Annotated in this window: 27 protein-coding genes; 5 read left to right on the forward strand and 22 right to left on the reverse strand. The window is 40.8% G+C overall.

The window, feature by feature from the left end; genetic code table 11:
- Positions 1–42: 42 nt before the first annotated feature.
- The 5 genes from K7887_RS15135 to K7887_RS15160 all read right to left on the reverse strand — a co-directional run bounded on the left by K7887_RS15135 (position 43) and on the right by K7887_RS15160 (position 4,793).
- Positions 43–825 (reverse strand): phosphatidylserine decarboxylase, encoded by a 783-nt coding sequence (locus K7887_RS15135; RefSeq protein WP_223490288.1) that lies wholly within the window; start codon positions 823–825, stop codon positions 43–45.
- A 144-nt stretch (positions 826–969) separates the two neighbouring features.
- The gene (locus K7887_RS15140; protein WP_223490289.1) at positions 970–2,745 is read right to left on the reverse strand and encodes a M3 family oligoendopeptidase; all 1,776 of its coding nucleotides are present in this window, start codon (positions 2,743–2,745) and stop codon (positions 970–972) included.
- Positions 2,746–3,297: 552 nt separating this feature from the next.
- Positions 3,298–4,011, reverse strand: a complete 714-nt coding sequence (gene sigK / locus K7887_RS15150) for an RNA polymerase sporulation sigma factor SigK (protein WP_010196129.1) — start codon at positions 4,009–4,011, stop codon at positions 3,298–3,300.
- A 229-nt stretch (positions 4,012–4,240) separates the two neighbouring features.
- Complete coding sequence (locus K7887_RS15155) at positions 4,241–4,477, reverse strand: hypothetical protein (protein ID WP_223490291.1); 237 nt, start codon at positions 4,475–4,477, stop codon at positions 4,241–4,243.
- 52 nt (positions 4,478–4,529) lie between these two features.
- A complete protein-coding gene (locus tag K7887_RS15160) occupies positions 4,530–4,793 on the reverse strand; it encodes a hypothetical protein (protein WP_223490292.1) in 264 nt (87 codons plus the stop codon).
- A 414-nt stretch (positions 4,794–5,207) separates the two neighbouring features.
- On the opposite strand from K7887_RS15160, the gene K7887_RS15165 reads away from it, so the two are divergent.
- Entirely contained in the window at positions 5,208–6,095 is an 888-nt protein-coding gene (locus K7887_RS15165; protein WP_223490293.1) for a helix-turn-helix domain-containing protein, read from the forward strand.
- 37 nt (positions 6,096–6,132) lie between these two features.
- On the opposite strand, the gene K7887_RS15170 is transcribed toward K7887_RS15165, so the two are convergent.
- Together K7887_RS15170 and K7887_RS15175 are read right to left on the reverse strand one after the other, a co-directional pair.
- On the reverse strand, positions 6,133–7,656 hold the full coding sequence (locus K7887_RS15170; protein ID WP_223490294.1) for an ABC transporter permease/substrate-binding protein: 1,524 nt from the start codon (positions 7,654–7,656) through the stop codon (positions 6,133–6,135).
- On the reverse strand, positions 7,656–8,609 hold the full coding sequence (locus K7887_RS15175) for an ABC transporter ATP-binding protein (RefSeq protein WP_223490295.1): 954 nt from the start codon (positions 8,607–8,609) through the stop codon (positions 7,656–7,658). Before K7887_RS15175 ends, K7887_RS15170 begins: the two co-directional genes overlap by 1 nt.
- A 159-nt stretch (positions 8,610–8,768) precedes the next feature.
- On the opposite strand from K7887_RS15175, the gene K7887_RS15180 reads away from it, so the two are divergent.
- On the forward strand, positions 8,769–9,608 hold the full coding sequence (locus K7887_RS15180; protein WP_223490296.1) for a thermonuclease family protein: 840 nt from the start codon (positions 8,769–8,771) through the stop codon (positions 9,606–9,608).
- Between the two features lie 189 nt (positions 9,609–9,797).
- Here K7887_RS15180 and K7887_RS15185 read toward each other — a convergent pair whose 3' ends face one another.
- Positions 9,798–10,031, reverse strand: coding sequence for a YrhC family protein (locus K7887_RS15185; RefSeq protein ID WP_223490298.1), 234 nt, complete (start codon positions 10,029–10,031; stop codon positions 9,798–9,800).
- A 251-nt stretch (positions 10,032–10,282) separates the two neighbouring features.
- Here K7887_RS15185 and K7887_RS15190 point away from each other — a divergent pair, with 251 nt between their 5' ends.
- The gene (locus tag K7887_RS15190) at positions 10,283–10,465 is read left to right on the forward strand and encodes a putative periplasmic lipoprotein (protein ID WP_223490299.1); all 183 of its coding nucleotides are present in this window, start codon (positions 10,283–10,285) and stop codon (positions 10,463–10,465) included.
- A 46-nt stretch (positions 10,466–10,511) separates the two neighbouring features.
- On the opposite strand, the gene K7887_RS15195 is transcribed toward K7887_RS15190, so the two are convergent.
- The 5 genes from K7887_RS15195 to K7887_RS15215 form a co-directional block, all read right to left on the reverse strand.
- On the reverse strand, positions 10,512–12,047 hold the full coding sequence (locus K7887_RS15195; protein WP_223490300.1) for a carboxypeptidase M32: 1,536 nt from the start codon (positions 12,045–12,047) through the stop codon (positions 10,512–10,514).
- Positions 12,048–12,187: 140 nt separating this feature from the next.
- Positions 12,188–13,324 carry a bifunctional cystathionine gamma-lyase/homocysteine desulfhydrase gene (locus tag K7887_RS15200; RefSeq protein ID WP_223490301.1) on the reverse strand — a complete coding sequence of 379 codons (1,137 nt, stop codon included), beginning with the start codon at positions 13,322–13,324 and terminating at the stop codon, positions 12,188–12,190.
- A gap of 1 nt (position 13,325) precedes the next feature.
- Positions 13,326–14,249 (reverse strand): PLP-dependent cysteine synthase family protein, encoded by a 924-nt coding sequence (locus K7887_RS15205; RefSeq protein ID WP_223490302.1) that lies wholly within the window; start codon positions 14,247–14,249, stop codon positions 13,326–13,328.
- Positions 14,250–14,282: 33 nt separating this feature from the next.
- Positions 14,283–14,984 carry a 5'-methylthioadenosine/S-adenosylhomocysteine nucleosidase gene (gene mtnN, locus K7887_RS15210; RefSeq protein ID WP_223490303.1) on the reverse strand — a complete coding sequence of 234 codons (702 nt, stop codon included), beginning with the start codon at positions 14,982–14,984 and terminating at the stop codon, positions 14,283–14,285.
- Positions 14,985–15,064: 80 nt separating this feature from the next.
- Positions 15,065–15,706, reverse strand: a complete 642-nt coding sequence (locus K7887_RS15215; RefSeq protein ID WP_223490304.1) for a class I SAM-dependent methyltransferase — start codon at positions 15,704–15,706, stop codon at positions 15,065–15,067.
- A 213-nt stretch (positions 15,707–15,919) separates the two neighbouring features.
- Here K7887_RS15215 and K7887_RS15220 point away from each other — a divergent pair, with 213 nt between their 5' ends.
- On the forward strand, positions 15,920–16,132 hold the full coding sequence (locus K7887_RS15220) for a YrzA family protein (RefSeq protein ID WP_010196105.1): 213 nt from the start codon (positions 15,920–15,922) through the stop codon (positions 16,130–16,132).
- A gap of 193 nt (positions 16,133–16,325) precedes the next feature.
- Here K7887_RS15220 and K7887_RS15225 read toward each other — a convergent pair whose 3' ends face one another.
- From K7887_RS15225 to mltG, 8 genes are all read right to left on the reverse strand, one after another.
- A complete protein-coding gene (locus K7887_RS15225) occupies positions 16,326–17,045 on the reverse strand; it encodes a YrrS family protein (RefSeq protein ID WP_223490306.1) in 720 nt (239 codons plus the stop codon).
- Between the two features lie 93 nt (positions 17,046–17,138).
- Positions 17,139–18,914: a peptidoglycan D,D-transpeptidase FtsI family protein gene (locus K7887_RS15230; RefSeq protein WP_223490307.1), complete on the reverse strand. Its 1,776-nt coding sequence runs from the start codon at positions 18,912–18,914 to the stop codon at positions 17,139–17,141.
- 53 nt (positions 18,915–18,967) lie between these two features.
- Positions 18,968–19,441 (reverse strand): transcription elongation factor GreA, encoded by a 474-nt coding sequence (gene greA, locus K7887_RS15235; protein WP_010196096.1) that lies wholly within the window; start codon positions 19,439–19,441, stop codon positions 18,968–18,970.
- 162 nt (positions 19,442–19,603) lie between these two features.
- Positions 19,604–20,239: a uridine kinase gene (udk, locus tag K7887_RS15240; protein ID WP_223490308.1), complete on the reverse strand. Its 636-nt coding sequence runs from the start codon at positions 20,237–20,239 to the stop codon at positions 19,604–19,606.
- Positions 20,240–20,243: 4 nt separating this feature from the next.
- Positions 20,244–21,515, reverse strand: a complete 1,272-nt coding sequence (locus K7887_RS15245; RefSeq protein ID WP_223490309.1) for a peptidase U32 family protein — start codon at positions 21,513–21,515, stop codon at positions 20,244–20,246.
- A 22-nt stretch (positions 21,516–21,537) separates the two neighbouring features.
- The gene (locus K7887_RS15250; protein ID WP_223490310.1) at positions 21,538–22,464 is read right to left on the reverse strand and encodes a peptidase U32 family protein; all 927 of its coding nucleotides are present in this window, start codon (positions 22,462–22,464) and stop codon (positions 21,538–21,540) included.
- A complete protein-coding gene (locus tag K7887_RS15255) occupies positions 22,461–23,123 on the reverse strand; it encodes an O-methyltransferase (RefSeq protein ID WP_223490311.1) in 663 nt (220 codons plus the stop codon). The genes K7887_RS15250 and K7887_RS15255 overlap by 4 nt, the downstream gene beginning before the upstream one ends.
- A gap of 164 nt (positions 23,124–23,287) precedes the next feature.
- Positions 23,288–24,427: an endolytic transglycosylase MltG gene (gene mltG / locus K7887_RS15260; protein ID WP_223490312.1), complete on the reverse strand. Its 1,140-nt coding sequence runs from the start codon at positions 24,425–24,427 to the stop codon at positions 23,288–23,290.
- Between the two features lie 244 nt (positions 24,428–24,671).
- Here mltG and K7887_RS15265 point away from each other — a divergent pair, with 244 nt between their 5' ends.
- Complete coding sequence (locus K7887_RS15265; protein WP_223490313.1) at positions 24,672–25,148, forward strand: RrF2 family transcriptional regulator; 477 nt, start codon at positions 24,672–24,674, stop codon at positions 25,146–25,148.
- Between the two features lie 20 nt (positions 25,149–25,168).
- Here the strand turns inward: K7887_RS15265 and K7887_RS15270 are convergent, their stop codons facing one another.
- On the reverse strand, positions 25,169–25,453 hold the full coding sequence (locus K7887_RS15270) for a DUF1292 domain-containing protein (protein WP_223490314.1): 285 nt from the start codon (positions 25,451–25,453) through the stop codon (positions 25,169–25,171).
- Positions 25,454–25,457 lie beyond the last annotated feature (4 nt).

A 25,457-nucleotide genomic window follows, 5' to 3' on the forward strand; every position in this document is an offset into this window, starting at 1 on the left:
AAATCAACAGCGGCATAAAAAGAAAGAAAGCTAGTGCTCTCACTAGCTTAGCCAAGTACCGATTCTTTGACCAACCTTTACCTCTTCCTTCTCTTTCAACGATTCCTCCATCATAAAGCCGTCTTTCTCAAACAACAAGATAACCGTGGACCCAAATGAGAAGTATGCCATTTCTTCCCCTTTTACAAGCTGCTCGCTCTCATGCGTCAACTCAATGCTATTAACAAACATTGCCCCGACTTTTACCACCACCACGTGTTTACCATCGTGTTCGATTTCTGTTAACCTGCGATAGTTTTTGGCAAGCGGTTCCTTTCCGTACTTTAATCCCATTTGATTAACAGGATAGGATTTTCCACCTAGCGTCCACTGTTTCGTAACTTTCCCGGATATAGGTGTATGGATTTTATGATAGTGGCTTGGACTTAAATAAAGGACCATGTAGGAACCACCCATATATTTTTTTGCTAATTCCGGATCTGAAAGCATTTCCCCAACAGAGTAATCGATCCCTTTTGCTCTTAATTGAAGAGAATCGGTAATTTCCCCTTTCTTTTCAATGACCGCATCAACCGGGCTTACCACGGAATTCTTACCGGAATCGATCGGCCTAACATGGGGCTTTAAGTTTCGGATGAAGAATTGTTGCAGGGTAGGGAATGTATCCATTTTCTCCTGCATTTCTTCTGTATTAATATTGTATACCTTCGCAAACGAGGGGATAAACCGCTTGCTAAGCTTCGAACTGGCAAAATGCTTAACAGCCATTGAAGAGAACTTATGATTGGTCAATTCAATAGCAAGTCTGTATATACTTTTCAACAAAATGCATTCCTCCAAGATAATATTTCTTCTATATAAATGAGATAATCTGTCGTGTGCGTTGTTCTGCTAAACTCCATGAGTGATATTATAACATTCCAATACAAGAAAAGGCATCCCCATATTCAGGAATGCCTTTTTGTCTACCTATTTGCTTGTAAGTTGTAAAAACTCTTCCACATCTTCAAGCGATTTTTTGACTGCCTTTTCCCAGAAGTCTCTTTGTGTCAAGTCGACACCCAAATGCTTCATCGCTAAATCTTCCACCGTCATGGAAGCAGTATCTTTTAATAAGGCAATGTACTTTTCTTCGTAGTTGGTTCCTTCTTCTAAAGCTTGGGAATAGATGCCTAATGAGAACAAGTACCCAAACGTATAAGGGAAGTTATAGAAAGGAACCTGAGTAATAAAGAAGTGCATTTTGGAAGCCCAGAATGTTGGATCGTACTCCCCTAAAGCGTCGCAATATGCTTCTTTTTGCGCTTCTACCATCAGTTCATTTAACTTTTCAACACTTACCAAACCGTTTTTGCGTTCTTCATAGAATCTAGTCTCGAATATGAAACGAGCATGTATATTCATATAAAATGCCACACTGCGTTGAATCTTGTCTTCTAGAAGAGAGATTTTCTCCTGCTCATCTTTTGCATATTTAACAGCAGCATCTGCCACAATCATTTCAGCAAAAGTGGAAGCTGTTTCTGCAACATTACTTGCGTAAAAACGGTTCAACGTTGGAACTCCGTGCATAGCATGCTGGTGGAAAGCGTGTCCCAATTCATGTGCCAATGTGGAGACATTTGACAGGGTACCAGAGTACGTCATGAAAATTCTTGATTGACCGGAGACTGGAAAACTTGTGCAGAATCCACCAGGTCGCTTTCCTGCTCTGTCCTCTGCCTCAATCCAGCGGTCTTCAAATGATTTCTTTGTAAATTCTGTTAGCTCCGGGCCGAATTTAGAGAACTGTTCTATGATGAAATCAGCGCCTTCCTGATAGGAAAGGATGGTTTCTTCTGAAGAAAGAGGGGCAGAAACGTCATACATGTTCAATTTCTCAAGTCCCAAAAGCTCTGCCTTGCGTTCAAGATACTTCTTCAATGTGCCTTTATGGTCAGTGATGACCTGCCACATGGTATCTAACGTTTCTTGCTTCATTCTATTATTCTCAAGCGGTTCCTTTAGGACAGAGTCCCAGCCTCTTTGCTCATATACCTGCAAACGGAAGCCTGCAAGATGGTTTAAAGCAGCTGCGATTGTTTCTGCTTGGCCTTCCCACGCCTTTTTCCATGCATCAGAAACTTTCTTTCGAACACTGCGGTCACCATTTGAAAAACGATTATGGGCTTGTCCAACAGATAGCTCCTTCACTTCTCCGTTTTCTTCCACCGGTATCTTAATAGTACCAACGATAGAGTTATATAATTTACCCCAAGCATGATATCCGTCCACAGCTAATGACGTTACCAGTTTCTCTTGTGCAGCCGGTAATTTATCACCAGCTCTACGTCTTCTCTCATTTAAAACATATTCTAATGGTTGAAACACATCTCTTTGAATAAGACTTGCCCATGACGCTTCGTCAACTTCAACGAGCTTCTCATCCAATGCACCAAGTTGCACCTGTAATTTTGCATGCAGTTGTGCTACTTTACCTTGAAGCTGTGAAGCAGCCTTATCCTTTACATCCTGTGCAAGCAGACAGCTGATGAAAGCGGAAGCCTGTACCACTTTTTTAACGACATTCTCATAGGAAACTAAGATTTCCTCAAGATTTTCAGTGGAGAACGCTTCTATTTGTTGTTCAAATTTATTAAGATCTGATTGTATTTCTGTTAGATATGTATGAAATTCTACTGAATTGCTTCCTCCTTGGAAAAAAACATCTAAATCCCAAGTTTCACTATATGTTTTTGTTGTCACGTTGTAATTCCCCCTTTTAGCTTTATGAGTCTATTATATACGAAGAGTGTAAATATTTCTACAATTCCAAACTATTTGATTGGCGAAAGTTTCGTATTACGAAGTTATTATTTGTAAATGGTGAGCAAAAAAAAGCCTATGCCGGAAAGCATAAGCTTATCTGTATAAGTGGTTTTTGCAATAATAAGCGCCGCCAATAAGCAACAAGATAAACAAAATTACTAGAAGCCCATATAACCATCCACCATAATATCCAGGTCCACATGGTCCAGGATAAGGAGGAGGACAACACCCAAAACCTCCAGGGTATCCGTACATACCAACAACCCCCTTCTCAAACTAGGTATCTACACTACTACCATATGCACATCCCACAAAAGAGACAGGGCAAACGCGGAGAAAACCCAAATTAATTTCGGGAAAGTTCATTATGTTTTTGTTACAGGAAGATTAAATTCCTGTGTGGGGGTCAGACCCCCACAGGAATTTCCCCCTCCATGTCGAAACCCCTTGGCAGGTTTGATAGCCAAGGGGTTCGTTTAAGTTATTGGGTTATTGTTTTTTCTTTTCTTTTTCGGCACGGTAGAATTCGTGGAACATTTTCATGAGGGCACGCTTTTCGATCCGTGATACATAGCTTCTGGAAATGCCTAGTTCTTTTGCTATTTCACGCTGTGTCTTTTCATCTTTAAGATCAAGTCCAAATCGGCCGACAATGACCTCGCGTTCCCTTTCATCAAGCACATCAATATATACTTTTATCTTTTCCAATTCCATATTAAGCTGGATGGTATCGATGACATCCTCAGATTCTGATTTCAGCACATCTATTAAACTGATTTCGTTCCCTTCCTTATCTTGACCAATGGGATCATGTAAAGAAACATCCTTTTTCGTTTTCTTTAGCGCCCTTAAATGCATCAAGATTTCGTTTTCAATACAACGGGCAGCATAGGTTGCTAGCTTCGTCCCCTTTCCAGAGTGGAAGCTTTCAATCGCTTTTATCAACCCAATTGTCCCGATCGAAATCAGATCTTCTGAATCCTCCCCGGTATTTTCGAACTTTTTCACAATATGTGCCACAAGTCTCAAGTTATGCTCAATAAGTAGATTCCTTGCCTCTTCATTCCCTTCTGCCATCAATTTCAGGTATTTCGCTTCATCCCCTGATGACAATGGTTGTGGAAATGCATTGTTCTTGACGTAAGAAACTAGGAAAACAAGTTCTTTGATTAAGTATCCTACCGATGCTAATATGCTTGACACACTTTCACCTCCATAGAAATGCTTAGGCAAGAGCCTAGTAATAATTCTTATGTAGGAAAGGGCATTCATGTGCAAGTACACTTTAAAATTAATCCAAATAAAAATGTCATATTAACACGGCATCAAAATGTTATATTTATGTTACAATTCTGACGATTAATGGTACAATTTGAGTAAGAAGAACAAATGTTCAAGAAATAAAAAAATCTCCCTATTAAATAGGAAGATTTTAATACTTAATATAAGGATACTTTTTCAACTTTGAAGGTATGGTACCTTTGCCGACTTTCACCACACTGTACTCTTGAAACAATGTTTCAAACCACTTAGAAACTTCTGCATATGTTTTATTTTTGTAATCTACAAGCTGGGCAACACGGTAATGCCTACGCGCCTTTTGCTCACGATCAACAACGATAAACCAAAAGCATGTAAGCTCAAAAGTGTTTGTACTAGCAGCTGACATGGTATCAACCTTCCTTTTTATATTAGGATTTATTACTTTAAAAATCTTAGATTTACATATGAATAGGTGGCAGTTCCTTCTGATGAATAGAAGGTAACTCGGCTGTTAACTCTTTCATATGAATTGGCGGTAGTTCCATGTGAATTGGTGGTAGCTCACTCATATGGATTGGCGGCAATTCCATATGGATAGGTGGTAATTCACTCATATGGATTGGTGGCAACTCTTTTGCAGCCGAAGTTTCTGCATGAGATACCGCACTTGCACCTAAGCTAACTACAGAGAATGCTAATAAGGAGATAAAATACTTTTTCATCTTCATTACCTCTTTCTAATTTTATTTAATTAGATTACCAATAAACTTATTCATACTAATTGTTGACAATACATTATCTGTGGAGCTTAAAATTAATGTATTGATGGTAATTCATTTGTTTTAACATCATCCAAAGTGGTTATATGAGAAGATACTGTACTAGCTCCAAATAAAGTGATAGTAACTACCAAAAATGTGAATAAAAATCTTTTCATCATCATAACCTCTTTCTACTATTTTTTCTGTTATTATCAAACTATGTTTATATAAGTATTTTACACTATTTTAAAAAATCAGTATTTCTTCATTATTAAAGATTTACTGTACGAAAGACATGTTTTTCTTCTGTTTTCTACGTTTTTTAATTCAAATTATAACTCTAGGAATATTTTATTAGATAGGATGTGATATATTGTGGATTTTTCATTAATTGGAAAAGAGATAAAAATCCTACGATCTGCACTAAACTTATCACAAGCGGAGCTGAGTGAAGGGATTTGCACACAATCACAAATCAGTAAAATTGAAAAAGGAGAGGTCTTTCCTCTTGCTAACACTTTATATTATATAGCAGAAAGACTCGGCGTGGATATAAATTATTTTTATGATTTAGCAACTAATCCACAATTATCCTATGTTGAAGAGGTGTTCACACAAGTAAGAGAGTTGTTACATCGTAATGAGTACGAGGAAGTTTTTAATATTGTTGAAAATGAAAAGAAGAATCCATTGTTTATAAATAATCGCAAGAATAAGCAATTTCTCCTATGGACTGAAGGCATATGCATCTACCATCTTAAACGAAATAAACGAGATGCGTTAAAACTTTTACAATCTGCTCTTGAATTAACGAAAATGACCTCTAAACTAATGGGAGAAAGAGAAATAGAAATACTAAATAGCCTTGCCATTATCCACTTTGAAACTAAATCTTATGAAGATGCTTTAGAAATTTACAACTATGCAATAAAGAATTACATGAAAATCCCATATCATCAGGACCCCACTATTAAGATAAAAATTTTGTATAACAAATCTAAAACTCTCACCAGATTAAATATGATAGAAGAGTCTACTCAAGCATGTAAAGAAGCAATAAAGTGGTGTGTTAAACATAATAGTATGTATGCTCTTGGCAGCCTTTACTATCATATAGGCTACAATTATAGTCTATTACACAGTCACGACATTGCCATCGAATATTACAACAAGTCCATTCAAATCTTCATGATTCAAGAGAACAAGGTTTTCGTCAAGCATATTAAAGAAAAAATAGATGAACTATCCGTCTTAATTGACTAATAAAAAAACTAGGCCTCGCAGCCTAGTTTTTTTGTGTCTATTCCCCTAACAAGCCTTTTTTCTCTAAAAACTCCTTGGCCACTTCATATGTGGTCTTTCCTTCAACGGTTACCTGGTAGTTCATGTCACGCATTTCGTCATCATTAATTTGGTTTTCCAATTCATTTAGGATTTCTTCTAGTTCTGGATGCTCATCAAGGGTTTCTTTTCTGAGCAATGCCGCTCCTTGATATGGAGGGAAAAGGTTTTTGTCATCTTCCAATACCCGTAAATCGAATTGCTTGATTTCGGCATCTGTCGAGTATGCGTCCACTAAGTTTACATCACCATTTTCCACTGCCTGATAGCGCAGTTTTGCTTGCATGGTGGTCAGGTTAGGGAAAGTGATGCCGTACACTTCTTGAATCCCTAAATATCCGTCTTCACGGTCGGAGAACTCTAAAGTGAATCCTGCTTTTATTTCATTTTTCGCACCGTTCAGATCAGAAATTGTATTAATGTCGTTTTGTTCAGCAAAGTCTTCAGGGATAGCTAAAGCATATGTGTTATTAAAGCCCATTGGCTCTAGGAACACAAGCTCATCCTGTTCCATCAGTCCTTTTTTCGCCTGTTCGAAAACTTCTTCATCATCAATGCTGACCGGTTCTTCTTCCAGTAAGGTGACAATGGCCGTTCCAGAGTACTCTGGATAGATGTCGATATCTTTATTTTTCAGCGCTCGGTACACAAAGCTCGTGTTCCCAAGTGACGGACGTAATTCAACTCGCAGATTTGTCTCTTCTTCAATCAAGAGTTTATACATGTTGATGATAATATCAGGCTCTGCACCAATTTTTCCACTGATAACTAAATCTGCTTCTGTTGCTTTCATCACCGCAAAAGGAGATAAGAAAAGAAGGACGACAACAATTCCTATGATAAGGGCTTTCTTACCAGATCCTTTTCTTGCTGCCGTTTCAATCATTCGTAAAATGATATCAAATAAAATTGCAAGAAGTGCCGCCGGGATTGCTCCTAGCAAAATTAACGCATTGTCGTTTCGGTCAATTCCAAGAAGAATGAGACTCCCTAATCCTCCGGCTCCAATTAAAGCCACAATGGTTGCTGTACCGATAATCAAGACCATGGCAGTCCGGATACCAGCCATGATAACCGGCAATGCAAGCGGCAACTCCACACGAAATAATCTTTTCATGGAAGTCATCCCCATTGCTTTTGCCGCCTCACGCAAGGACGGATCCACTTCTTTTATTCCTGTATAGGTATTTCTTAAGATTGGAAGCAAAGCATAAAGAAATAGTGCAATGACTGCCGGAACAAATCCAATTCCAACGAGAGGTATCAATAGACCCAGTAATGCAAGGGAAGGAATGGTTTGCATTACTGCGGTAATTCCAATAATCGGCTCTGCGATTCGTTCTTTTCTTGTTAATAGCACACCTAGTGGTACAGATATGAAGACTGCTATCGCCAGTGCAATGACCGATATTTGTATATGTTCTAATAGCGCTGTCCAAAGTTGATCGCCACGGGCTGCATATAGTTCTTGAAGGAATGTCATTATACAAGCCCCCCTTCTTGACTCTGCTCATGAAGGAAGTGCAGTACATCTTTCCGTAAAAGGACGCCCAAAGGTTCAGTTGCTTGCATGACCGTAACAGCCTCTTCTTCTGCCAAAATTGCAAGAATCTCGCCAAGTGTCAGTTTACTGTCTACTTCTCGGAAAGGCGTAACAGGAGGATCCATTTTCAAATCTTCTTGTAATTCTTCAATCGTTTTCTGAAGAACGCTGCGTCTATTTCCGATAAAGGACTTCACAAAATCGTTTTTCGGGTTATTCACAAACTCTTCCGGGGTTCCAACTTGGACTGCCTCCCCGTCTTTCATCAGGCAAATCCGATCGCCTAGCGTTAATGCTTCGTTCATATCATGTGTGACAAACACGATGGTTTTTTGGATTTTCTTTTTTAAGCTCAGGAAATCTTGTTGCAGTTGTTCCCTGCTAAGCGGATCAAGGGCACTAAATGGCTCGTCCATCAGGATGATAGGTGGATTGGCAGCCAACGCTCTAGCCACTCCGACTCTTTGTTGTTGACCTCCTGATAATTCAGACGGCTTTCGTTTTTTATATGTAGACGGTTCTAATCCTACCAGCTCCAGCAACTCGTCCACTCTTTTGGAAATGTCTCCTTTTTTCCAAGATTTAAGCTCTGGGACGATGGATATATTCTCCTCGATGGTCATATGTGGAAACAGTGCAATTTGCTGGAGAACATAGCCAATATTCCAGCGAAGTTCATGGATATTATGGTCAGAGATACTCTTCCCATCAATAAGGATATCCCCATTTGTTACATTATGTAATCGGTTGATCATTTTTAATGTGGTTGTTTTTCCACATCCACTCGGTCCTATCAGAACAAAGAATTCTCCCTCTTTTATTTCGAGATTAAAGGATTGGACGGCGGTCGTCCCGTCTTCATACGTTTTTGTTACATCTTGAAAGGTTATCAAAACCTTCTCACTCCCCATACAATTATTATTTCTCTACAGTATTTCCTAAAAGCACAAACTATAAATACCCCACTTTCAACAGTGTCAAACTTTGTTTTAAAAAACACCGTATTTGCATGGTATAATGAGTAATACTTTTTGCATGCAAAGGAGACATCCATGAAAATAAAATTTTATAGTTTGTTTTTAATTCTTGTTCTACTATTGGCAGGTTGTTCTTTAGATGAAAGCTCTGCCCCTGTAACCGAGAATGATTCACCTAAGACAGAACAAGAACAGGTCAAACCACAACAAGTAGATGATGAAGATTCAGCAGAGAATAATAAAGAAACCTTTGGAATAGAGGACACCGAATATGAAAGGGCAGAGGTTCCTCTCGTTCGTGTCATTGACGGTGATACGATAAAAGTGATAATTAATGATAAAGAAGAGAATATCCGGTTCTTGCTTGTAGACACTCCGGAAACAAATCACCCTAGAATGGACGGTCCCCAGCCGTTTGGTCACGATGCGAAGAACTTCATGGAAGAGTTCATGAAAGGCGGAAAAGTAGAAATAGAACTGGATGTAAGCGAACGCGACCACTATGGACGAATTTTAGCCTATGTATATGTGAATGGTGTGTCAGCACAGGAGGAGCTTCTAAAGCGCGGGTTGGCACGAGTAGCTTATATTTTCCCACCTAACACCCGCTATGTAGATACTTATCAAGCGATTCAAGAGAAGGCTCAAGCAGAAGGTATCGGCATTTGGAGTGTGGAGAACTATGCGCAGGAAGATGGCTTTTACCCTGAATTTGTGGAGGATCCTGAGCTTAAAGCTCCCGCCGAGGAAAATCCTGTTACAGACAACTGCACAGTAAAAGGTAATATCAGCTCAAGCGGAGAAAAAATCTATCACGTGGAAACCGGAGCCTACTATGACCGCACCATTCCAGAAGAGTGCTTCAACACCGAAGAAGAAGCAGAAAAAGCCGGATACCGGAAGTCTATGAGATAAGATGCTAAGGTGAAAGTAGTCCCTTGTTGATTGGAGTGGAAGGCGCGCAGACGCCCGCGGGAGGAAGGGACAGGTGAGCCCCCTGAAGCGTTGTGAGGAGGCTCACGGACCGCCCGCAGGCAAGCGAAGCGCCTGGAACGGAAATCAACAAATTAAAAGAAGAGGAACCTTCAACGAGGGCTCCTCTTCTTATTGTTCATCCTGCTCTTGCAACAACTTCTTCAACTTTCTCGCTCTCAATACAAAAAACACAGCCCCACCAAGCAACACAACAGTGGCCCCCATCATCGTAAAGATCTGCAAAGCTTCTTTCCCTGCATGCTGAAAAGCTACTCCAATATATAAAAACACACTGACGGTCGTTAAAATTATGGCATATCTAGTATAATCCTGAATCTTCGCTTGTAAAACCTTCGTATTCATCTAGATTCCCCCCATCTATTATTCACTTTAACATAGATTGCTAGGTTTTCCGGTATGTAATTTCTTCCTTACGGTGAGGAAAGTAGCTATGTATTGCCGTATTATTCCTGTGTGGCGACCATATTCCCTATTACACCATACTAACTATATAGGCACTTCCTATCAATATCCTTTTTTTCGCCACCTAAACTTTTTTCCTTCAGGATATCCCGTTATAATGGAACAATAACTTGTGAGCGAGGAGGAACGCAATGAAAAAATTAGTCATAGCCTTTTGCCTTTTAACCTTTCTGACAGCATGTTCCTCTGGAAGTGAGAGCACAGAGGAAATCATCATTGTCGATAATCCAGACACTTCTAACAGTACCGATGAAAATGTGAAAGACGGCACTCTTTATACGAAGAAGAATGAGGACAAAGAAAATAACGAATGACCACGTAAAAAGCCTTCTGCAGTTAAACAGAAGGCTTTTCCTTTTATTAAAATTGATAGATTGCTGAATACTTCTCTTCTAAGTATCTCACCAAAAATTTTGCATCCAATTCTTCCCCTGTGACTTTCACAATCAATTCGTTTGGAGAATAAAGTTTTCCATATTGATGGATATTCTCTCTTAACCACCCGCGAATTGCCATGAAATCACCCTGCTCGATTTTGTCATAGAAATCTGGCATTTCCTTGATAAACGTATAAAGGATTTGCGCTGCGTAAAGATTCCCCAATGAATAGGAAGGGAAATAACCGAACCCACCAAAGGACCAGTGCACATCCTGAAGGACACCAAGCGTGTCTGTTGGTGGTGTGATTCCCAGGTACTCCTCTATCTTTTCATTCCAGACCTTCGGAAGATCCTTTACTTCATATTCCCCGGCAAATAAACCTTTTTCAATTTCATAGCGAATCATGATATGAAGATTATAAGTCAGCTCATCCGCTTCCACCCTGATAAAGGATGGTTCCACCCTGTTTGTTGCAGCATAGAAATCTTCGAGTGAAACATTTTGCAGCTGCTTCGGAAAGTGCTCTTGTAAATCTTTATAAAAATAAATCCAAAATTCCTTACTGCGCCCCACCATATTCTCTAAGAAACGAGATTGAGATTCGTGGATACCAAAGGATGTCCCACGACGAATCACTCTTCCTTCATATGCAGGATTAACTCCCTGTTCATACATTCCGTGTCCTGCCTCATGGATGGTGCCAAAAATTGCAGAACGGACATTATCTTTTAAATAACGGGTTGTGATACGAACATCGCCCGTATTGACAGAAGAAGCAAAAGGATGCACCGTTTCGTCCAAACGACCGCCTTCCATATCAAAGCCGATAAGCGGCAAAATATATTGGTTGAATTTCTTTTGCGCTTCTATATCGTATTCCTGTGCGAAAATATCTTCACGAGGTTGAGACTGTGAAGCTTTAATTTTATTCAATAATTCTACACTTTTTTCTCTAAGCACTTTAAACAATGGATCTAGCTTTTCAACGGTCAATCCCGGTTCAAACTCATTCAGCATCGCATTGTAAGGATGCCCCTCATAACCATAATATTTACCAAACTTCTTCTTGAACGCCAATACTTTTTCCAGTACAGGGGCGTAAGAAGCGAAATCATTCTTTTCACGCGCTTCCTCCCATGCCTCATTCGCGTCATTAACAAGAATGACATACTCCTGATACTCATCTGCCGGGATTTTTATGGACTTGTCGTAGTTATTTTTTCTCTCGTTGACACATGCCTTTGTTGCTTCATCCAACTGCTCCCAAACCTTTTCTTCTGTTAAGAAAGTCAGCAATTCTCCCATTTCTTCTGAGATTGCTAGCTTGAAAGCTTCTGTTGACAATGTCCCTCGAGCTTTTCCAAACAAGGAACGCCCTTTTTTAGGGGCTTTCGTTTTGGAGTCCCAGCTAAGTAGGCCCAACACATCATTATAATGGCACAGTTTTTCGTCTAATCTGTTGAATGCATCCACCTTTTCTTGAACATTCTTTTCTAATACAGGTACTGTAGACATGATAATCCTCCTAGTAAAAATAGTATGAAAATTATGTATTATTTTTATATTATATCAGATTTTTACTAGAACGCTAAACAAGAGTCACAAAAAAAAAGGCCCTATAAGAGCTATTCTCTCATAGGACCTTAAGTCTCGGATTAACCTTCAATTGCCTGCTTCAGATCTGCAATAAGATCTTCCACATCTTCAATACCAACGGAGATACGCACTAAACCATCCACAATTCCAAGTTCCGCACGTCGCTCTGCCGGAATGGATGCATGTGTCATACGTGCAGGAACGGAAATCAAACTTTCCACCGCCCCTAGACTTTCCGCCAACGTGAAATACTTAATTCTCGCTAACAGCTGATCCGCTTTCTCGGCACTTCCGATGTCAAAGGACACCATGCCGCCAAATCCACCGGCTTGCTGCTTGGCAACCTCGTGGTTCGGATGATCTTCTAATCCAGGATAGTATACTTTCCCAACAAAAGGATGGCTTTCTAGGAAATCCACAATGCGACGAGTGTTCTTTTCCGTCGCCTCCATGCGCAATCCAAGCGTCTTGATTCCTCGCATCAATAACCAAGAATCCTGTGGCCCTAAGATGCCTCCAGTTGAGTTCTGAACGAAATGCAGCTCTTCTGCCAATTTCTCTGAATTGACGACAACAAGACCTGCCACCACATCACTGTGACCACCAATATATTTGGTCGCACTATGAAGCACAATGTCTGCTCCAAGATTGATTGGAGTCTGCCAATATGGTGTGCTGAATGTGTTATCAACGATTGTTAAGAGATTATGTTTTTTCGCAACTAGGCTAGCTTTTTGAATGTCTGTCACTTTTAACAATGGATTAGTAGGTGTTTCAATGAAAAGCGCCTTCGTATTCTCTTGAATGGCTGCCTCAATATTTTCCACCTTGCTAGTATCCACAAAAGTGGAGCTGATTCCCATTCTGTTTAACACCTTCGTCATGACACGGTATGTTCCGCCGTACACATCATCCGTTAAAACAACATGGTCTCCACTGTCAAACAACATCATAACGGCCGTGATCGCGGCCATTCCAGAACCGAATGCAAATCCTGCTTTTCCGTTCTCTAAGTCTTTTATCAATTCTTCCAATGCATGGCGTGTAGGATTACCTGTTCTGGAGTACTCATACCCTTTGAAGTTTCCTACACTCTCCTGTTTATATGTGCTTACTTGATAGATTGGTGTAGACACGGCACCTGTGTGTGGGTCACCGAAGATCCCGCCATGTATCAATTTTGTTTTCTTATGCATATTAAATGCCTCCTTCATAAATCTTTTTGCTTAAATAGCGTTCGCTGCTATCGGCAAAAATCATCACAATGTTGGTTCCGGTTGGTGCGTTTTTTGCTTCTGCCAAGGCTGCATGCAGCGCTGCCCCTGATGAGCTACCGACCAACAACCCCTCTTTTTGCGCCAATTCCTTGACGCGGTCAAATGCATCCACATCATACACCGTGTGAATCGCGTTAAAATACGTTTCATCCATATAACCTGGAAGGAACTCCATTCCAATGCCCTCTGTTTTATGCGGGCCGGACTCACCACCGTTTAAGATAGATCCTTCTGGTTCCACGATGACCGTCTTCACTTCTGGGTTCTTTTCTTTTAAAAACTTAGCCGTACCCATGAAGGTTCCACCAGTTCCCGCTCCTGCTACAAACACATCCACCTGTCCATCCAACTGCTCCCAAAGCTCAGGACCTAATGTTTTGTAATAGGTTTCTGGATTGGCAGGGTTGCCGAACTGCTGCGGACAATAGGAATTGGGGATCTCCTTGTTAAGCTCTTTCGCCTTCTCGATCGCACCCTTCATCCCTAGCGGTGTTGGGGTGTGAACAATCGTTGCACCAAGCGCCTTCATTAGCTCCTGTTTTTCCACACTGAATTTTTCCGGCATACATACCATCACTTTGTAGCTCGTGCCTACTGCAGCAAGCGCAAGGCCGATGCCTGTATTACCAGCCGTCGGTTCGATAATGGTTCCGCCTTCTTTCAGCTTTCCTGAACGGACCGCATCTTCCAATAACTCTTTTCCTAGGCGGTCTTTAATGCTTCCGCCCGGATTATAAAATTCAAGTTTTGCAAAGAGTCGGACCCCTTCTGGCACCTCAAAATTACTCAATTCCACGACAGGCGTATTGCCAATCAAGCCATGGACATTTTTAAAAACGTTCATCCTTTATCCCCCCGCAGACATTACATCTTTGTGTTAAGCGTTTTTCAGCTCACTCAGCATATTTTCGATTAACATGGAAGAATGCAATGCTGCTTTGCTTAAGAATTGATCGAAACTGATATTGGATTCTTTTCCAGCGATATCAGACAGTGCGCGAATTACCACAAACGGTACCTCAAACGCATGGCACACCTGTGCAATTGCCGCCGCTTCCATTTCCGCAGCCTGCAACTCAGGCATCTTTTCACGAACCGCTTCTACGCGTACCGGATCATTCATAAAAGAATCCCCTGTCGCGATAAGTCCTTCCACAACCTGCATCCCACTCACATTTTCAGCAGCTTTTTTCGCCACAGCCATAAGCTTCGCATCTGCTTCAAATGCTGCCGGCAAGCCCGGAACTTGTCCGTATTCATATCCAAAAGCCGTCACATCCACATCATGGTGACGAACTTCCGTTGAAATGACAACATCACCTACATTCAAGGATGGCGAGAACCCGCCGGCGGATCCAGTATTAATAACTACTTCCGGCTTGAAACGCTCTAAAAGTAAAGACGTACTAAGTGCCGCATTTACTTTTCCAATCCCTGATTTTGAAAGAATAACATTCACGCCATTCAATGTTCCTGTATAATATTCACAACATGCAACAGTTGTCGTTTCCATACCTTCAATCTTTTCACGCATGATGGTTACTTCTTCTTCCATTGCTCCGATAATTGCTACTTTCATTATGAAAATCCCTCTTTTCTTAATATTAGCGGACGGACCGACTCACTTTTTCGAAAAGAGAGAGTGTGAATGCCCGCCTGCTACTGTTTTGTCGCTTCCATTACCCAGACAAAATGATTAAAACGCTGGTACTCCACTTCAAACCCATGTTTTTCAAAAATATCGGTGAGTACGTTTAACGTTGTATAGTATTCCGTTTTCAAATCGTTCGCCAAGTTTAAAAACGTATGCTTTTCTGCCTGTTCAATTGTCGCTCTGTACGCATCATCATTTTCAAAGACCGTATCAGCAAATACTATTTTACCACCTTTATCAAGCAACTTTCCATAGTGCGCCACTGCTTCTTCCTTTTCTGCATCTGTCAGATGATGAAACGCATAGGTGCTGACGATCGATTGGATGGTTTCCGTTGGCACAGGAAAGCTTAAAAAGTCACCATCCTCAAGGCTGACCGTTTGCGGGAGCTTTTCTGCCGCCTTTTCTCTCATCGTTTTAGAAGGCTCGATCGCATACACTTTTTTGCCTTTTTTCAAAAGTTCAGCAGTGAGATTCCCAGTTCCTACACCAAATTCTACGACAGGACTCAACGCCTTAGAGGCCACATCCTTCAATATATCATCGTAGCCACGGAAAACCTCGGCATATTCTTGGTCCTTGCCGCTAACCGTCGCATCATAATAGTTTGCCCAATCATTAAACAGTTCGACGAATTCACGTCCCATTGATGATCACTCCACCTACAATTTATATAATTCCTATAAGTATAGTATGTTTTAAAAAAATAACTGTTCTCAATCTAACACATCTTTCTATTTTCTTCAACGAAAATGTTTGGTACGATGTAGTTGGACAGTTGATAGAAAAGGAGTTGGAGCGATTTCATGCGCTCTGACAACTAGGAGAAATAAACCCGATGAAAGGACTTGGAATTATTAATGAGGAACTTTGAATTTAGTTTATTAGAAGATAAAGTGGAGTTTTTTGAAGCTCTTGATTTAAAAACCTTAGAAAAGAAGATCAATGAACAGATTGACCATAACCGCGCCATTATGTTGGGCGTCCACTCCGTTTCTCATCAAATGCATGTGGATGAGGAAGGCAGACGGTTTTATAGTGCAGTGGTGCATTTTAGGTTGAAGGGGAAATAATAGGAATGGATGAGAACGCTCGGGATGGGGCGTTTTTTGTTTGGTTACACAAGTTATCTTGGTGGTGAAACAGATCACCCACCAAAAGCCCTTCAACACTTCAATCCCTTGACCTTCCCCAAAGCACAAGCCCACAACACAAAAAAGACCCACCCCAATGGGATAGGTCCGCCACCATTATTATCATTTAAAGTTACAACGACTTAACCTGCTCCACCTTTGTCGGTTTCCAACCTTTGTTGGTCACCCACTCCAAATAGACTTTGAAGTTCTCGCCGGTGGATTTGTTTTTGATAGAAGCTACAGATAAGTGCTCACTGCCGCCATTGCCTAAAAAGATCAATGTGTAATCGCCGCTTTTCAAACGGGTAGCTGCTTCCACAGCTTTTAACTTTTCATTCCAGTCAACATGGCCTTCGTCATAGACGGATGTATGTGGCTCGGATTGAGAGGTTCCAACAGGTCCCCAGCCTGGATTAGTCATTGTTTTGATGACATTAGGGTCATCGGAGTTTTCGGAAACCTCTGTTTCGGAATCGTCAGCTTCGTTGGACTCTTCCTCTTTTTCTTTATCTTCTTCTTTGTCTTTTTCTTTTTCTTTCTCTTCTTCCGCGTCTTTCTCAGCGGATTCTTCCGCTTCCTCAGATGCAGCCTCTTCCTCGTCAGTAGGAGCAGCTTCTTCTGATTCTTGCTCTGCTTCGTTCTCTTCTGTTTCACTTAATTCTTGTTCGCCTGTAGCCAGCTGGTTTTCATTATCTGTAGCTGGGTCATTTTTTCCGAAGAACAAGGAAGAAGCAAGAACGACGATAAATATGAATACAACACCAATCAGGATATTCAAGATCATGTTTGTTTTTTTGCGTTTGGTTGTTCGGCCGTAACGTGAGCCACCTTTGTTAAAGTCTAAAGACACGACAGTCCCTCCTAGTCAAAGCCATATATAGTATAATTACAATAGCTTATTGTACCATCAATACTATAAAAAGCACAGTGAAAAGGATTGCCATTATCTTTCTTGGTTTTCCCAGTTGTATATTTCTTCGACCATTTCCACGTAACCAGATGAGACATTGTTCTCATCCACAACATCTAATTCGACCATGACCATCGCATATTTAGGACTTTTGATAGGAAAATAACCTGCAAACCACCTATTCAATAATTCCCGTCCGTCTTCTGTAAATTTCCCCGTCTGTGCCGTACCGCTTTTACCCGCAACTTCGTAAGAGAGGCCTTTCATTCTCCACCCAGTCCCCGTATCTCCCTCCACTACTTCTCTTAAAAGATGCTGAAGCTGCATGACTGTGTAGGAAGAAAGCTTCTCTACTTCTCTTTCATGTTCTGGGAATGTAAACAAGGTCGTCCCATTTTTGTATAGTATGTCACTGACCAATTTAACTTCCCTTGACTCTCCCCCACGTGCTATCGTTGCCATCATGTTTGCCACGGCAAGCGGCGTTACTTTTACATCTTTTTGTCCTATTGATGTCTGCGCTACAGCGAGGGGCACGCCTTTATCTTCATCGTTATCCCAAACCATATTCTCTTTTTCACCAGGGATCTGCACAAAATCATCAAAACCAAACATATCCCCCTTCCATCCAACGGTTCCCGTTAGACCAAGCATTGCTGCATACTTTTCCAATGCGTCCTTATCTTTTTGCGCCAATTGCTTTCCAATCTCGCCAAAAGTATAGTTACAACTTTGGGCAAAGCTTTTTTCGAGGTTGATCGCACCCATACGCTTCTTTTCATCCTCGAGAAGATTCCCTCTAATATCGAGATCACAGTTAAACACCATTTCATTGTCCACAACGTTCTCCTCAATCGCTGCTGCCGTTACAACCGTTTTGAAAACAGAGCCAGGAAAATGCGTTTCTAGCATGAAATTATGTGCACCCGCTCCTTTGGAAGGATTTTCAGGGTCGAGGGATGGTTTGGATACCATTGCGACCACTTCATTTGTTTCTATATCAATGACTACCAGCCCACCCTTTTTAACTTGATAGTCATGAAGGGTTTTCTCAGCCAGTTGCTGGATGTTCCTGTCAAGGGTCGTTTGGACCGTAAGAGGGTAATAGGGATTGGACGGCGACATATACCGTACATCGATCCCGAATAACGGACCGCCAAAACGATCAACATGGTAGAGTAATTTAGTAGAGCCTTCCGGTAAAATAATTTCATCGAAAGCCTCTTCTAAGCCGGAAACCCCGATCGGTGTATGTGGCGAATAATTTTCTTTTTCCACTTTATCGGAATAACGTTTCATAAATGTATCAGCGTCTTCCCCAGTCACACCTATGACGTGTTCTGCTATTTTTTCGTCGAGTTCAAACTGGCGATACAATGCTACAATTCCAGGATAATCAAGCTCGTTAATTTGTTCCATTTTCTCATCTGTTAAACTTTCTGATAAAACGACGGGTTTTTCCGCACCAGCAAGAAGTCTGTCAATCTCGGATGCATTCATCCCCATAATACGAGCGAGCTCATCTTTCGGCCAATCGAGCCCGTTCAGGAAAGGAAATAAGATGACACTTGGAAAATAGTCATGAGTCAGGGGAAGTCCATTACGGTCGATGAACCTGCCACGGCCTTCATCAATCACAAGTGACTGCGTTCGCTGTTTGACGCTTGCTTCAATTAAGTTTATATGTTGATCTGTGAAGGATTCTGTGCTGATGAGCTGCACTTGAACAAGCCTCCCGACAAGGAGGCTTAAGAGCAGTACCACACAGATTCCGAGTTTATTGATTCTCCCTTTGATTAACCGTTGCATAAAAAACACCTCATCAACATTGTTGACGAGGTGAGATCTTTTTAATCAATTGCTTATTTTACGGAAACGATCTTCACGTTCATTTCTCCGCCTGGAGTTTGGATGGTTACTTCATCGTTGACGCGTTTGCCCATTAGGGAGCTTCCCATTGGAGATTCGTTAGAGATGTTGCCTTCGAACGGATCAGCTTCGGCGCTACCTACAATGGTGTAAGTTTCTTCTTCGCCGTCTGGCAGCTCAACAAACGTTACCGTTTTACCAAGGCCGACTGCGTCTGTATCCTTGTCTTCTTGGATGATTTTTGCGTTGCGGACCATTTGCTCAAGTAGCGTGATGCGTCCTTCAACGAATGCTTGCTCTTCTTTTGCAGAATCGTACTCAGAGTTCTCAGAAAGGTCTCCGAAGCTACGTGCTATTTTAATACGCTCTACCACTTCTTTACGTCTTACGGATTTCAGGTTCTCTAATTCTTGTACAAGCTTGTCTTTCCCTGCTTGTGTCATTGGATATACTTTCTCTTGTGCCATGACATTTCACTCCTTCTGTAATTGCATTCCCCAATTTACGTTGTATCTTTATGGCAATAAAGTTCAAAGCGTATGTAAATGTGGAAAAAGATGTACCCACTAAATGGAATACATCGTTCGCTCCTTCCACAATTGGAAAATTCTCTAGCTTCTCATATGTTATTACAAAATCTCTTTTTGTTCAAGAATTGTTTGAATTTTTGTTACCATTAAGTCAATGGCAACATGATTTTGTCCACCTTCTGGGATGATGATATCTGCATATCGTTTTGTTGGTTCAATGAACTGATTGTGCATTGGACGGACAACCGTCACATATTGCTCGATGACAGAGTCAATCGTACGTCCGCGCTCTTTAATGTCACGCAGCATGCGACGGATAATACGCAAGTCTGCATCTGTATCTACAAAAAGCTTTATATCCATTAAGTTACGCAAACGTTCATCTTCTAATACCAAAATTCCTTCCACAATGATAACATCTTTCGGTTCTACTTCAATGACTTGTGTTGATCTTGTATGAAGGGTGTAATCATAGACAGGTTTATTGACTGTGTCGTAGTTTAATAAGTGCTGAATGTGTTCAATCAATAAATCGTTATCAAATGCCAAAGGATGGTCATAGTTTGTGTTTAATCTCTCCTCCATTGGCACGTCTGTCTGGTCTTTATAGTAATAATCTTGTTCCAACATTAAGATGGACTTCTCTGTAAAATGATCAAAGATAGCTTTTGTTACACTCGTTTTTCCTGAGCCAGATCCTCCGGCTACACCGATTACGATCGGTTTTTTCCCCATGGTATTACTGCCCCTTTCGCATCATGTTGTTCGGATGAATCGGCTTTTCCACTTTAAATTTCACGATTTGTAATGGATGGCGGGCAGCATCTAGTTCATTGCCTTTCTCATCCCAAACCTTCTCTATTTTTTGTGTGAAGTTTTCAATTTCCGGACCGAAAAATTCCACTTCATCGCCTGGTTTAAAAAAGTTTCTTTGTTGTAAGGTCACCATTTGAGTTTCCTTATCATAATCTAGCACCAATCCAACGAAGTCAAAGTCTGTCTTCTTGCTATGGTTGCCAAACATTTGCTCTTTATACCCTGGAACACCTTCAAAGAAAGCAGGTGCCGTCTCGCGGTTTGCACATTTATCAAGCTCTTCCAGCCATTCTTGTTGGATTGTGAAGCTCTCAGGATCGGCACAATAAGCATCGATTACTTTACGGTACACACTTACTACTGTTGCTACATAGTGAATGGATTTCATGCGGCCTTCAATTTTCAAGCTGTCAATTCCAAGTTCAATCATTCTAGGAATGGATTCAATCAGCTTTAAATCTTTCGGACTCATCGCAAATGGTGAATCACCTTCTGCAAATAGCGGCTTTTCTTGGCCACCATCCAATTCGTACAAGTCATAATCCCAACGGCAAGATTGGCAGCAGCCTCCACGGTTAGAATCTCGTGCTGTCATATGATTACTTAGCGTACAGCGTCCAGAGTATGCGATACACATTGCACCGTGAATGAAAGTCTCAATCTCGATGTCCACTTTCTCTTTCATCTCACGAATTTCCTCTGCACTTGTTTCACGGGCAAGCACAACACGCTCCAAGCCTTCCTCTTTCCAGAACTGGACTGCTTTCCAGTTGGACAGGGATTGTTGTGTACTTAAGTGCACTTCAAGCTTAGGTGCGACTCTTCTGCATGTTTCAATGATGAGCGGGTCAGCAACGATGATTCCATGTACCCCTGCACCTTCAATGCCGCGAAGGTAATCATCTAACCCGTCCATGTTTTCATTGTGTGCAAAAATATTGGTGGTAACATAGATGCGTGCGCCAAATTTTTCAGCAAATTGAACACCTTCAGCCATTTCTTCAAAGGTGAAATTTCCGGCATTGGAACGTAATCCGTATTCTTGACCACCGATGAAAACGGCGTCTGCACCATATTGAACAGCTATTTTTAATTTCTCCAGGTTACCTGCCGGTGCAAGTAGTTCTGGTTTTTTGACAATCACTCGTTTTCCGTCAACTATCTTTGATATCTTATCATTTACATAGGTTGTCATAAAAGGCTACCTCCTTTTCTTGTTAATAGACTGTCTCTTTAAAGAAGAACCCAGTGTCTAGAGGACGGTGGTCTTGTTGGAGTTCTTCCATTTCACTTAACAAGTCTTCTTTACTATCTTCATAGGCTTCTCTGTCATCGGCACAGAGGTCTATTGCTTTTCTATATCTTTTTGTTACTTCGACGATATATTCAGGTGTTTGAAGCACACCGTCAATTTTAAAACTGTCCACTTCTGCATCCATCATTTCTTCCAGTTCGTCAATGATGCACATGTCATTTGGACTCATGATATGTGTGCCGTTTTCATCTTCATAGACAGGATATTTATTGCTTCGTTCCTTATCATGAAGGATCATGGCGCGTTCCTTGCCTTTTTCCACTTCCATCTGTTTGCCTTGGTATTCAAAATAATGCCCAAGTAATGACCGTTTGGATTGGAACATACAGGTCATGCCGTGGACTTGGACTTCTATTTCCACTTCTGCGTTTTCCTTGATTTCAACAATGGCATCCATGTTGATTTCTCGAGCCAATACCGCACGTTTGGAGCCTTTTCTGCCCCAATAATTACAAGTGTAGTAGTTGGTTGCCGTTGTCTCCGTATTCCAATGTAACGGCATGTTTGGAGCAACTTCTTTAGCTGCCATTAAAACAGCAGGATCTCCGAAGATAACTGCATCTGCGCCAGCTTCACTCAAGAATTGAAGATAGTCGGATAACTCGTCCACTTTTTCATTATGAAACAGGGCGTTCATTGCCACATACACTTTTTTCCCGTGCTTATGTGAAAGTTCAATGGCCGCTTTTACTTCGTCCTTTTTGAATTCTCCCGCCAAGCGCAAACCATAGCGCTCTTCTCCAATAACAAATGCATCTGCACCTGCATCTATCAGGTCCTTCAAATTCGTTAAGTCTAGTGGTGTCACCAATAACTCAGGTTTTTTCAATGTTCTTCACCTCTTTTTTTACTGATTGCTATCCCATCACCAACAGGCAAGATCGTGGTGATATAGTCTGGGTGCTCCATCAACCATCTATTGTATCGGTCAATTTTTTTGACAAGATTTCTGATTCTTTTCGGTTCGATCAGCTCGTGGTCCTCTGCTACCATTCCACGAAACAGGACGTTATCGGTGATGATGATGCCCGCTTCGTTTAACAGGGTTTCATACATGGTAAAGAACCGTTCGTATTGCCCTTTTGCTGCATCAACAAAAATGAAATCAAACGGCGCTTCTTTTTCCACTTGGGCGAGTACTTCCAACGCGTCCCCTAAAATCAGTTGGATCCTATCTTGGAGCCCGGCTTGTTCTATATGCGCTTTTGCTTGCAAGTATCTGTGCTCATCCCGCTCTATTGTCACAATGGTCACTTCTGGTAAAGCTTGTGACATCCTGATTGCGGAATATCCGATAGCAGCGCCAATTTCAAGGATCCTTTTTGGTGTGGAAAGCCTTAAGAGCTGAAGGAGTGTTTCCATTCCGACCAGGTCCATAATTGGCACGTTTTCTTTTTCAGCAAGCTTTTCCATTTTGCTGACAAGCTCATTCCTTTGTGGAGTGAGTGTATTTAAGTAGGTGATTATTTTATTTTCATTGGCTTCCAACGTTGGACGCCTCCTTTATTCTTGCTAAAAACAAAGAAAATAGAGGTGACCTCAATGGAGGAACCCTCTTTTAAAATTTCAATCATTTTAGTTCAAAACAACTCGATATATTTTACCACAAAAAAATAGGGAATGCGAATTAATTTCGCACTTCCCTATTAGTCTTATCCGTTGTCCTGACTTGTGATATGTTCATTTTTATCAATGTTGTGCTCTTCCAACGTTTCATTGAACAACACTTCGCCATCTGGTGTTGCCAAGAAATAGTAATACTCGGTTTCTGCAGGATTCAATGCGGCTTGAATGGATGTAAGACCGGCATTGGCGATAGGACCCGGTGGCAGACCTTGGTTCTTATACGTATTGTAAGGTGAATCCACTTCAAGATCTTCATATAATGTTCGATCTTTATGTTCACCTAGCGCATATAACACAGTCGGATCGGTCTGAAGCGGCATTCCTACGTCAAGACGGTTATAGAAAACACTTGAAATGTAATCACGGTCTGTTTGCATGGTTGCTTCCGCTTCTATCAAACTTGCCATCGTCAGCAATTGATGTGGAGTTAAATCCATATTACCCATGCCTATTCTTACTTCGTCATCCTGAAGAATCTCATCCGTCTTTTGAAGCATGGTATCAATAACTTCTTCTGCCGTTGGATTTTCCACATAGAAAGGATAGGTAGCAGGGAACAAGTAACCCTCTAAAGCATACTTTACATCTTCTTCAAACATTTCATCTGTGATAACATTCGGATATTTCTCCCTCATTTTTTCGAGGAATTTTTTGTCATTTGCTGTTTCTAGAAACTCCTTTTCTGAAAGGTCCATTCTATTTTCCAGAATTACAGCAATTTGTTCCAATTGACGACCTTCTGGAATGGTAATTTGGAAAAGTGCCTCTTGTTGCACTTTCCCCTCTTTTAAGTGACCAATTATCTCGTCAAGGTTCATAGAAGGACTTAGCTCGTATTCCCCAGCCATAAATCCTGATTCGTTCTTAAACTTTGCGTAATAACGAAATATTTTCCCATTATTAATGATGCCATTTTCCTCTAAAATACGACCGATGGATGTCGGGGATGATCCTATAGGAATATCTACTTTTTCTGTTTTGGTATCTTCTTCATTTACAGGCTGCAATGCATTTTTTATATAAAAATAACCGCCGCCAATAACTCCAGTCAGGGCTAGCATGAGTATGACAAATACTGTAAAGACAATGCGGCGCACAATCTTTGCTTCAAAATGTTTTTCTTTCAATTTTTCTTGAATATAGTCTTTGTTATTTTTTTCAGACAAAAAAATACCCCCTCTCGTACAACTAACAATTATACAACAAATTCATTATTTTTTTGACAAAAAACATGTATTTTCTCTTTTCCGACACATTCCCACATCATATTTTACCATTTTTTTCGCAATAATCATTACTTTTTTCCTAAATATTTTGAATTTATTAGGGTGATTGGCATACAGTCATTTAGTAGTTTTACCATTTTCATTCAGAATAAAGGGTATGGTAAAATAAAATTGGAGGTAGATTATGAAACTTACACTATACACTGACTACTCATTACGAGTTCTACTATATTTAGCAAGTGCACCTGAGAACAACAAACTAATTCAAATAAAAGAAATAGCCGAAGCTTATGATATTTCTAAAAATCATCTTATGAAGGTTACCTTTCATCTTGGAAAGTTAGGGTATGTGGAGACAATTCGCGGCCGTAATGGGGGTTTGATGTTAGCCAAAGAACCCAAGGAAGTGAATATTGGCGAATTGGTACGGCAAACGGAGGAAGATTTTCATATTGTTGAGTGTTTTCAAGATCATGCATCTTGTGTCATATCACCACACTGCAAGTTAAAAGGGGTATTATATCAAGCGACACAAGCGTTTATTTCCGTATTGGATCAATATACCTTAGCCGATTTGATTATTAATAAAGAGCAATTGACCACTCTATTGTTTACAGATGTAAAAAGCGTGGACAAAAATAAAGAGAGCAAGCAGGAGTAACCTGTTTGCTCTCTTTTTTCTTACTCTTCTTCTTCAGCCAAGAAAGTGTTTAACATTTCTTCAATCATGTCCCACTCTTCATCCGTTTCAACCGGTTGAAGGTCGCCACCTTGTTCTGATTCGCTAGGGACGAAGCTTGATGCATGGATTTCGATGTCATCCTGGTCATCATTTTCAGCTCCTACCGGGTAATAAAGTACATAGGACTTTCCAAATTCCTCAGAATCAAATGTGAAAAGCACCTCACATAATTGCTCATTCCCGTTTTCGTCTACTACTGTAATATTTTGTTCTCCGTGTTCCATTATG

The sequence above is a fragment of the Sutcliffiella horikoshii genome, from assembly GCF_019931755.1.
Lineage (GTDB): Bacteria > Bacillota > Bacilli > Bacillales > Bacillaceae_I > Sutcliffiella_A > Sutcliffiella_A horikoshii_E.

Bases quoted from the DNA above. Each gene is read 5' to 3' on its own strand.
- K7887_RS15155 (WP_223490291.1), bottom strand. From the start codon at position 4,477: ATGTCAGCTGCTAGTACAAACACTTTTGAGCTTACATGCTTTTGGTTT.
- K7887_RS15245 (WP_223490309.1), bottom strand. From the start codon at position 21,515: ATGACAACCTATGTAAATGATAAGATATCAAAGATAGTTGACGGAAAA.
- udk (WP_223490308.1), bottom strand. From the start codon at position 20,239: ATGGGGAAAAAACCGATCGTAATCGGTGTAGCCGGAGGATCTGGCTCA.
- K7887_RS15180 (WP_223490296.1), top strand. From the start codon at position 8,769: ATGAAAATAAAATTTTATAGTTTGTTTTTAATTCTTGTTCTACTATTG.
- mtnN (WP_223490303.1), bottom strand. From the start codon at position 14,984: ATGAAAGTAGCAATTATCGGAGCAATGGAAGAAGAAGTAACCATCATG.
- K7887_RS15185 (WP_223490298.1), bottom strand. From the start codon at position 10,031: ATGAATACGAAGGTTTTACAAGCGAAGATTCAGGATTATACTAGATAT.
- K7887_RS15220 (WP_010196105.1), top strand. From the start codon at position 15,920: ATGAGGAACTTTGAATTTAGTTTATTAGAAGATAAAGTGGAGTTTTTT.
- K7887_RS15200 (WP_223490301.1), bottom strand. From the start codon at position 13,324: ATGCATAAGAAAACAAAATTGATACATGGCGGGATCTTCGGTGACCCA.
- K7887_RS15270 (WP_223490314.1), bottom strand. From the start codon at position 25,453: ATGGAACACGGAGAACAAAATATTACAGTAGTAGACGAAAACGGGAAT.
- K7887_RS15205 (WP_223490302.1), bottom strand. From the start codon at position 14,249: ATGAACGTTTTTAAAAATGTCCATGGCTTGATTGGCAATACGCCTGTC.
- K7887_RS15265 (WP_223490313.1), top strand. From the start codon at position 24,672: ATGAAACTTACACTATACACTGACTACTCATTACGAGTTCTACTATAT.
- K7887_RS15230 (WP_223490307.1), bottom strand. From the start codon at position 18,914: ATGCAACGGTTAATCAAAGGGAGAATCAATAAACTCGGAATCTGTGTG.
- K7887_RS15190 (WP_223490299.1), top strand. From the start codon at position 10,283: ATGAAAAAATTAGTCATAGCCTTTTGCCTTTTAACCTTTCTGACAGCA.
- greA (WP_010196096.1), bottom strand. From the start codon at position 19,441: ATGGCACAAGAGAAAGTATATCCAATGACACAAGCAGGGAAAGACAAG.
- K7887_RS15195 (WP_223490300.1), bottom strand. From the start codon at position 12,047: ATGTCTACAGTACCTGTATTAGAAAAGAATGTTCAAGAAAAGGTGGAT.
- K7887_RS15160 (WP_223490292.1), bottom strand. From the start codon at position 4,793: ATGAAAAAGTATTTTATCTCCTTATTAGCATTCTCTGTAGTTAGCTTA.
- K7887_RS15170 (WP_223490294.1), bottom strand. From the start codon at position 7,656: ATGACATTCCTTCAAGAACTATATGCAGCCCGTGGCGATCAACTTTGG.
- K7887_RS15215 (WP_223490304.1), bottom strand. From the start codon at position 15,706: ATGGGACGTGAATTCGTCGAACTGTTTAATGATTGGGCAAACTATTAT.